At 71.2% G+C, this 8,406-nt stretch carries 7 protein-coding genes; 4 read left to right on the forward strand and 3 right to left on the reverse strand.

Annotated elements, in window-relative coordinates; translation table 11 throughout:
- Positions 1–8 precede the first annotated feature (8 nt).
- Positions 9–1,556: an MFS transporter gene (locus tag HF577_RS35430; protein WP_246267899.1), complete on the forward strand. Its 1,548-nt coding sequence runs from the start codon at positions 9–11 to the stop codon at positions 1,554–1,556.
- Positions 1,557–1,579: 23 nt separating this feature from the next.
- Positions 1,580–2,059 carry a DUF2771 family protein gene (locus HF577_RS35435; RefSeq protein ID WP_169400373.1) on the forward strand — a complete coding sequence of 160 codons (480 nt, stop codon included), beginning with the start codon at positions 1,580–1,582 and terminating at the stop codon, positions 2,057–2,059.
- A gap of 5 nt (positions 2,060–2,064) precedes the next feature.
- Here the strand turns inward: HF577_RS35435 and HF577_RS35440 are convergent, their stop codons facing one another.
- Positions 2,065–2,451: a cold-shock protein gene (locus HF577_RS35440; protein WP_169400379.1), complete on the reverse strand. Its 387-nt coding sequence runs from the start codon at positions 2,449–2,451 to the stop codon at positions 2,065–2,067.
- A gap of 185 nt (positions 2,452–2,636) precedes the next feature.
- On the reverse strand, positions 2,637–4,298 hold the full coding sequence (locus tag HF577_RS35445) for an AMP-binding protein (RefSeq protein ID WP_169400374.1): 1,662 nt from the start codon (positions 4,296–4,298) through the stop codon (positions 2,637–2,639).
- A gap of 140 nt (positions 4,299–4,438) precedes the next feature.
- Here HF577_RS35445 and serS point away from each other — a divergent pair, with 140 nt between their 5' ends.
- The gene (gene serS, locus HF577_RS35450; RefSeq protein WP_169400375.1) at positions 4,439–5,719 is read left to right on the forward strand and encodes a serine--tRNA ligase; all 1,281 of its coding nucleotides are present in this window, start codon (positions 4,439–4,441) and stop codon (positions 5,717–5,719) included.
- Here serS and HF577_RS35455 read toward each other — a convergent pair.
- A complete protein-coding gene (locus HF577_RS35455; protein ID WP_169400376.1) occupies positions 5,716–5,988 on the reverse strand; it encodes a hypothetical protein in 273 nt (90 codons plus the stop codon). The two genes, serS and HF577_RS35455, sit on opposite strands and share 4 nt — an antisense overlap.
- A gap of 249 nt (positions 5,989–6,237) precedes the next feature.
- Here HF577_RS35455 and HF577_RS35460 point away from each other — a divergent pair, with 249 nt between their 5' ends.
- On the forward strand, positions 6,238–7,599 hold the full coding sequence (locus HF577_RS35460; protein ID WP_169400377.1) for an HNH endonuclease signature motif containing protein: 1,362 nt from the start codon (positions 6,238–6,240) through the stop codon (positions 7,597–7,599).
- Positions 7,600–8,406 lie beyond the last annotated feature (807 nt).

Below are 8,406 nucleotides of genomic sequence, written 5' to 3' on the forward strand. Positions count from 1 at the left end.
CCCCACCCCTGTCCTGGCCCCCACCGGAACGGGACCGGGCCGAACGGGACCGCACCGAACGGGACCGTGCCGAACGGGAACCCGGCCGGGGTCGCGGCCCCACCGACGCCCGTGACCACCTGCCCGGCCCGGAGGCCGGGCCACCTCCGGCCCCGGGCCCGGGAGCGCCCACCGGCGAGGACGACCGGCCGACACCACGGATGCCCCGCAAGCTCACCGTCACGCGGGTGGCCGCGCTGCGCAGCCGGCAGCTGACACAGAACGGGATCCGGGCGTTCCACCGCGCGGCGAGCGCCGACGGCGCCGACCGCTCCGGGCTGACGGCGCTCACCTACGCCACGATGATGACCTACGCGGTGGACGCCGCGGTTGCCGTCGCACTGGCCAACACGCTGTTCTTCGCCGCCGCCACCGCGGAGAGCAAGGCCAACGTCGCCCTCTACCTGGTCATCACGGTGGCACCGTTCGCGGTGGTCGCGCCCGTGATCGGGCCGCTGCTCGACCGCCTGCAGCGGGGGCGCCGTGCGGCGCTGGCCGTCTCGTTCGCCGGCCGCGCCGTGCTCGCCGTGGTGATGGCCTTCTCCTACGACACCTGGCTGCTCTATCCGGCCGCGCTCGGCATGCTAGTGCTCAGCAAGTCGTTCTCGGTGCTCAAGGCGGCCGTCACCCCGAGGGTCCTGCCCCCGTCCATCACGCTGGTCACCACGAACTCGCGGCTCACCACCTTCGGGCTGGTCGCGGGCGGCGTGTTCGGCGCGGGCGCGGCCGGGGTGGCCTCGCTCACCGGCTCCCCGGGCGCGCTGCTGTACACCGCCGCCCTGTCTGTCGTCGGGACCGTGCTGTGCCTGCGGATCCCGCGGTGGGTGGAGTCCACGGCGGGCGAGGTGCCCGCCGTGCTGCGCACCACCAAGCGCGGCAGGCGGAGCCCGATGGGGCGCCCCGTCGTCGTCGCGCTCTGGGGCAACGGCGCGATCCGCGTGCTCACCGGGTTCCTCACGCTGTTCGTCGCGTTCGTGGTGAAGGGCCAGACGGAGGCCGACCCGGCTCGGCAGCTGTTCCTGATCGGCATCGTCGGCGCCGCAGCCGGGGTGGGGTCGTTCGCCGGGAACGCGGTGGGCTCGCGGCGCCGGTTCGCCCGGACCGACCGGATCGTCATCGGCTGCATCGCGGCCGCCGTAGCCGCGGCCGTGGTGGCCGCCGTACTGCCGGGCATCGCCACCGCAGCCCTCGTCGGGCTCGTCGGCGCCTCGGCCAGCGCGCTCGCGAAGGTCAGTCTCGACGCCGTGATCCAGCGCGACCTGCCCGAGGAGTCGCGCGCGTCGGCGTTCGGCCGGTCGGAGACGGTGTTGCAGCTGGCCTGGGTGTTCGGCGGAGCGCTGGGCGTGCTGCTGCCGCACACGACGTTCTGGATCGGGTTCGCGGTGGTGGCCGCCGTCGTCGCACTGGCGGGCGTGCAGACGGCGCTGGTGAGCCGGGGCCGCAGCCTCCTGCCGTTCCTCGGCCACCGGGTGCGCTCCAGCGCCCTGCCCACCACACCGGCCCGCACGGTGCGCTGACGCACCGACCGTAAGGTGAGACGGTGCTGCGCCGTCTCCCCCGTCTGCTCCTGCTCCCGGCCGCCGCGCTGCTGCTGGCCGGCTGCGGCGGCGCGGCGCCGCCACAGGTGACGTTCGCCGCCGGCCCGGCCAGCGCGGTCGCGCGGCCCACCCAGTACTGCGACCTCCAGCTCACCGACTGCAAGGGCGACCCGGCCGCGCCGGTGGAGCTCGCCGTGCCCGTGGGCACGCCCCTGAAGGTGACGGTGCCGCACGAGATCGCCGAGACCCCGTGGCAGGTGGTGTTCACCTACCGCGACGGCACCGGCGCGCAGACCGACGGACGCAGCCCGGTGTTCGCCCCGAACGCGCAGAGCGACTACACCCTCGAGCTCCCGGCCCCGACCGACCGGCTCGTCGGCGCCCAGGTGCAGCAGTTCGGGCCGCCCCCGCAGGCCGACCCGGAGACCGGCGACATCGAGTTCCCGATCCGCGCGAGCTGGGTGCTCAACACGTCCGGGTGACAGCGTCAGCCGTCGAGGTCGCGGGCGACCGCCCGCACCACCTCGGCGGCGAGCTTGGACGCCTTGCGGTCCGGGTAGCGGCCGCGGCGAAGGTCGGGCTGCACCTTCGTCTCCAGCAGCCGGATCATGTCCTCGATCAGGCTGTGCAGGTCCTCGGCGGGCCGCCGGGCGGCCTCGACGACCGACGGCGGGGCGTCGACCAGTCGCACCGACAGCGCCTGGGGCCCGCGACGGCCCTCCGCCATCCCGAACTCGACGCGCTGTCCCGCCTTGAGCGTCTCCACCCCGGCCGGCAGCGCAGCCTTCCGGACGTAGACGTCCTCACCGCCGTCCTGAGCGAGGAACCCGAAGCCCTTTTCGGCGTCGTACCACTTGACCCTGCCGGTCGGCACCCTGCTCACCCGTTCCTCGATCGACCCTGCGTCATGTCGCACCTCTGCGGACCACACGACGAACGCGCCCCTGATGCCTGGGCCATCGCTGTGGTCAGGCCCGTGGATGCGACACCGGGGCGCGTGCGACCACCCTAGACCGCCGGTACCCCTCCGCGCAGCCGTCGAACGGCGACGCTCGGCTCCTAGGCGTTACGAATCGACGCCGCGTCGCCGAGATGGAGTAGCTCGACGCTCTTCTCGCGCATCTCCACCTTGCGCACCTTGCCGGTGACGGTCATCGGGAAGCCGTCGACCACCAGCACATAGCGCGGGATCTTGTAGTGCGCCAGCTTGCCGCTCGCGAACTCCCTGAGCGTCTCCGCGGTGAGCTCGGGGGCGTCGTCGCGAAGCGTCACCCAGGCGCAGAGCTCTTCGCCGTACCTCGCGTCCGGCACCCCGACCACCTGCGCGTCGAGCACGTCGGGGTGGGTGTACAGGAACTCCTCGATCTCCCGCGGGTAGATGTTCTCCCCGCCCCGGATCACCATGTCCTTGATGCGCCCGGTGATGTTGACGTACCCGTCGGAGTCCATCACGCCGATGTCGCCGGTGTGCATCCAGCGGGCCCGGTCGATGGCCTCGGCGGTCTTCACCGGCTCGTCCCAGTAGCCGAGCATGACGGAGTAGCCGCGGGTGCAGAGCTCACCCGGCTCGCCGCGGGGCAGGGTCAGCCCCGTCTCCGGGTCGACGATCTTCACCTCGACGTGCGGGTGCACCCGGCCGACGGTGGAGACCCGGCGCTCCAGCGAGTCGTCGGCCCGGGTCTGCATCGAGACCGGGGACGTCTCCGTCATGCCGTAGCAGATGGTCACCTCGGTCATGCCCATCCGGTCCACCACCTGCTTCATCACCTCGACCGGGCACGGCGAGCCGGCCATGATCCCGGTGCGCAGCGAGGACAGGTCGTAGCTGTCGAACTCGGGGTCGTTGAGCTCCGCGATGAACATCGTCGGCACCCCGTAGAGCGACGTGCAGCGCTCCTGCGCCACGGCGATGAGCGTCGCCTTCGGGTCGAACCCGGGACCGGGGATGACCATCGTGGCGCCGTTCGTGGTGCAGCCGAGGTTGCCCATCACCATGCCGAAGCAGTGGTAGAAGGGCACGGGGATGCAGACGCGGTCCCCGGCCGTGTAGCCGCAGAGCCGTCCCACGAAGTAGCCGTTGTTCAGGATGTTGTGGTGGCTGAGTGTGGCGCCCTTCGGGAAGCCCGTGGTGCCCGAGGTGTACTGGATGTTGATCGGGTCGTCCGGGCTGAGCTCGGCCTGGCGCCGGGCCAGCTCCGCGCGGTCGCCCGACCGGCCCGCCACCACCAGCTCGTCCCAGTCCGGGGTGCCGATGAGGATCACCCGCCGCAGCCCGGGGCAGGCAGGCCGCACCTCGTCGATCATCCCGGCGTAGTCGGAGGTCTTGAACCCGGTGGCCGCCACCAGCACCGAGATGCCGGCCTGCTTCAGCACGAACTCCAGCTCGTGGGTGCGGTAGGCGGGGTTGATCGTGACGAGGACGGCCCCGATCTTCGCGGTGGCGTACTGCACGAGCGTCCACTCGGCGACGTTGGGCGCCCAGATCCCGAGGCGGTCGCCCTTCTGCAGACCCGCGGCGAGCAGGCCCGTCGCGACGACGTCGACCTCCTCGCGCAGTTGCGCGTAGGTCCACCGCCGCCCCGTCGGCACCTCGACCAGCGCCTCCGTGTCGGGATGGGCTGCCGCGGTGCGATCGAAGTTGTCGCCGACGGTGTCGCCGAGCAACGGCACGTCGGACGTGCCGGAGGCGTAGGACGGAACGGCGGGAGCAGCAGCGGACACGGCACGGACCTTTCGTCTGCATCAGGCGCCACAACTCTGTGGCACCGGGCACACATCCTGCTGCGATCAGTACCGGACACGCCACCTCCGGAAGAGGAGGCGGGCCGAATTGCGCTCGCCTGCGGCGATACCCTCGAACGATGCTTGACCCTCGCGTCCTGCTCGATCCCGCCACCGACGCCGTCCGCAAGCTCGCGCGGCGTGGCTTCGCTCTGGACGTCACGTCCCTGGAGAAGCTGCTGGCCGGTCGGAACTCGGCCATCCAGCGCGGGGACGAGGCACGGTCCGAGTCGAAGCGTGTCGCCGCCGCGGTGAAGGCTGCCGGGCGGGGCGGTGATCCCCAGGAGCGGGACGCGCTGGTCGCCAGGGCCCGGGAGCTGAAGGGCGTCGTGGCCGCCGCCGAGGAGGAGCACCGCGAGCTGGAGGCGGAGCTGCAGGACTTCCTGCTCGGCGTGCCCAACCTGCCCAGCGACGACCTGCCCGACGGCGCGTCGGACGAGGACGCCGAGCAGGTCAGGGTCTGGGGCGAGCCGGCGCAGCTCGACTTCACCCCGCTCGACCACGTCGACATCGGGGAGAAGCTCGGGATCCTCGACCTGCCGCGGGCCACGAAGCTCGCCGGTCCCCGCTTCGCGGTGCTCCGCGGGAAGGGCGCGGCGCTGGAACGCGCGATCGCCCGCTACCTGCTCGACCTGCACACCCAGCAGCACGGCTACACCGAATGGTCGGTTCCCACGCTCGTCAACCGCGTCACGATGACGGGAACGGGCCAGCTGCCGAAGTTCGAGCAGGACCTCTTCAAGACCGGGGTGGCCGACCGGGAGCTCTACCTCATCCCGACCGCCGAGGTGCCGCTGACCAACCTGCACGCGAAGGAGACCCTCGCCGTCGAGGACCTCCCGCTGGCCTACACCGCGCACACCCCGTGCTTCCGGTCGGAGGCGGGCTCCTACGGCCGCGACACCAGGGGCCTCATCCGGCTGCACGAGTTCTCGAAGGTCGAGCTCGTGCGGATCGTCGACGCCGAGACGTCACGGGCCGAGCTCGAGGTGCTGCTGTCGCACGCCGAGGCGGCGATGCAGGGGCTCGGGCTGGCCTACCGCGTGGTCAGGCTGGCGGCGGGCGACATCGGTTTCTCGGCGGAGTACACCTACGACATCGAGGTGTGGCTGCCGGGCCAGCAGAAGTACCGGGAGATCTCGTCGGTGTCGGACTTCGGCACCTTCCAGGCCCGCCGGGCCGGCATCCGCACGAAGGCCAAGGACGGCAGGCGCGGCTTCGCGGCCACGCTCAACGGGTCAGGGCTGCCGGTCGGGCGCACGCTGGTCGCGATCCTCGAGCAGGGGCAGCAGGCCGACGGGTCCGTCCGCATCCCTGACGCGCTGGTGCCCTACACCGGCTTCACGGAGCTGACGCCCTAAGGCCGGTGCGGCTCCTCCGCCGGGAAGTGGCGGAGGTGACGGGCGATCTCCAGCGCGCTCGAGCTGATCGAGTCGCGCATCTCGTCACCCCGCCCGATCGAGTCGGCCACCGCATCGAGCAGCTTCCCCAGCGCGAGCGGCACGAACTCGCTCACCGGGCGGCCGTCGCGGAACTGAGGCACGAACCCGCGAAGCGTCTCCGCTGCTTCCCTCAGCTCGTCGACGTTGCCCTGGTGAGGGTCTGACGGCTGCTCTTCACGACGGTCCATCACCCCATGCTGGCACCGACGCGCCATCAGGGCTGACGTCGTGCGGGTTGCCCTGGTCGGGCGGTCGGGAACTGTGATGCAGCCGACAGTGCCTCCTCCCGTCGCGTGACTCCGGTCGCCCGCTTCGCCCACGACCGAATTGTCGGAGTCGACCGTTATACTCGAACAGATGTTCGATATCGGCGTGGCAAGTGTGGCCGAGCCGAGAGTGCCCCACTCACCTGGTCCGGCTATGCCCCCGACGGGATCATGGCCATGCTCCTGGGCCAGGCCGGCCCTACCGAGGATCGGTTCGAGCAGGTGGAACGGATCGGGGCCTGGGAGAAGGTCATCGCCCGGGCACAGGCCCGCCAGTACGCGGAGATCACCCAGTTCGTCGCGGCCGCCGAGACCAGTCCCGCTGCGGGACTCACGGCGGCGCAGGCGGTGGAGTCCGCGCAGGCCGAGGTCGGGATGATGCTGCGCCTCTCGCCCGGCGGTACTGCGTGGCGGGTCGGGGAAGCCCGGCAGCTGGTGGCGGAGTTCCCGGGCGTCGTCGCTGCCCTGGAGGCCGGGGCGATCACGTTGCCGAAGGCGCGGATCATCGCCGATGGCTGCGCTGATCTGGATGCGGCGACTGCGGCCGTGGTGGAGCGGAAGGTCTTGCCACGGGCGCCGCAGCAGACCACCGGACAGCTCCGCGCGGCGGTGCGCCGCGCGGTGCTGCGCGCCGACAGTGAAGCCGCCGCCCGGCGTCGGGAGCGCAAGCGGCGGGAACGTGCTGTGGTGTTGTATCCCGAGCGCGATGGGATGGCCACGCTGTCGGCGACGTTGCCGGCGGCGGAGGCGGTCGGGGTGTTCGCGGTGCTGGATCAGCACGCCCGCGGCTGCGGCAGCGCGGATGAGCGGCCGATGGCGGCGCGGCGGGCCGATGCGCTGGTCGACCTGGTGCTGCGAGCGACGGAATTCTGCAGCACCGCGGCGGCAACGGCCTGCTCGGCCGACGGTCTGACCGGCGATGAGAGCTCAGCACCGTCCGCGCCCGGCTCGGACCGGCTGCCCGGGGTCGCGCCCGAGGGTGGTGTCCCCACCGTCACCAACAAGGTCTCGATACAGATCCGGGTCACCGTCCCCCTCGACACCCTCCGCGGCGTCTCCGACGAACCTGGTGAGCTCGCCGGGTACGGCCCCATCCCCGCCGACCACGCCCGCGAGTTGGCCGCCGATCCCGACAGTGTCTGGCGACGCCTGGTCACCGACCCGGTCAGCGGCGCGTTGCTCGACTACGGCACCACCCGCTACCGCCCACCCCCGCACCTGACCGAACACGTCACCGCACGCCACCAGTACTGCCAAGCCCCCGGCTGCCGCGTACCCGCCGACCGCTGCGACCTCGACCACAACATCCCCTTCGACCCGGACACCGACCAGGGCCCGACATCGGCGGCGAACCTCGGCCCGAAATGCCGACCCCACCACCGGTTGAAGGGCATGCCGGGCTGGAGTGTCAGCCAGTACCCCGACGGATCGATCATCTGGACCACACCCAGCGGACACATCTACCGGGTCGATCCACCACCACTCACCGAACCCCGCGTGATCACCACGGCCGACGAGCCACCGCCGTTCTGAGCGCGCGGTGACTCTGCACTGCGACCGGCGGCCGACTTCACGAGCGTCTGAGGAGTGTCCGCGTTCGGCCGAGGTGGCCGTGACCTCGCCGAGATCGGCGCGAACGAGCAGCGCGGAGCACGTCGGGCGGTCGGATCAAGCGGAGCTCTTCGTGGTGTGTCCGACTCCGATCCCGACGCCGGGCCGTAGCCACGCAACAGCCGGGGCGTGCGCTGGACCGACCGGCGGCCGGCTTGCGACTTGGCGCGCCATCAGGAGAAGAGCAGGCATATGCCGTCAAAGCGGATTGATCTCCCGTACCGGCCGGTAAGGACAACCACGCCATTTGTCCCGATCGGGCGATCGCGTACGACCGAACAGAGGCTGCGAGATACGACCGTTCGGCGCAGCACAACCGCTCCACCGCCGCGCGCCGAGATGCGTCGAGCCGAGCCGTCCGCGCGCACCAGGAGGACGCTCACCCACCGCTCGACACGTCGACGGCGTCCACCTCGGCCGGGGGTACCGGCCAAAACAACTCAGCCTGGCCATATGTCGCCACGTAGTGACACGACATGTGCACGTTCGTTCAGAGCGAGGAGATTCACCAGGAAAGGAGCCGAAAAAGCGTACGGTCGAGTTTCTCCCACGGCTGCCCGTTGTCGATCTCCACGGATAATAAAAGCTCGCAAGAATACCGACAGAAAGCCTGCCGCCACGCCATGTGAATGAGTCCATCAAACCGAGTCAGGACAATAGGAGGACACCCGGCAAACGCCCGGGAGTGGCACAGCTCGGCGTCCCCCGCAGTCCCCGCCCAGCCCCCTG

Origin of the sequence: Pseudonocardia xinjiangensis, from assembly GCF_012911925.1 — a bacterium.
Lineage (GTDB): Bacteria > Actinomycetota > Actinomycetes > Mycobacteriales > Pseudonocardiaceae > Pseudonocardia > Pseudonocardia xinjiangensis.